The 245-nt window shown below is 39.6% G+C and carries 1 pseudogene; it reads right to left on the reverse strand.

The window, feature by feature from the left end:
• Positions 1–41: 41 nt before the first annotated feature.
• Positions 42–245 (reverse strand): annotated as a pseudogene (locus tag H5182_RS22670) (IS4/IS5 family transposase); the annotation flags it as partial.

Below are 245 nucleotides of genomic sequence, written 5' to 3' on the forward strand. Positions count from 1 at the left end.
ATGTCATAGGTAGGTACTTAAGAAAAATATTAAGTACAGCCTTAAAAATTTGGCTCTACCCCATACTGAAATACTCCTGTTTTTCGATCGCGTTTGGGGTGCGCCCTAGCTGCATTTTTCCTCAGAAAGTCAAATGCTCCATTAACTGCATTTAACAATCCTTTCCTATGCTTCCTAATAATCGCTGTTAATATGCCAATCCACCAACCCCCCGTTGTTTTTGCTACTGTCATTGTAGACATTTC

Source organism: Pseudoalteromonas sp. SG44-17, from assembly GCF_014164235.1.
Classification (GTDB): Bacteria; Pseudomonadota; Gammaproteobacteria; order Enterobacterales; family Alteromonadaceae; genus Pseudoalteromonas; species Pseudoalteromonas rhizosphaerae.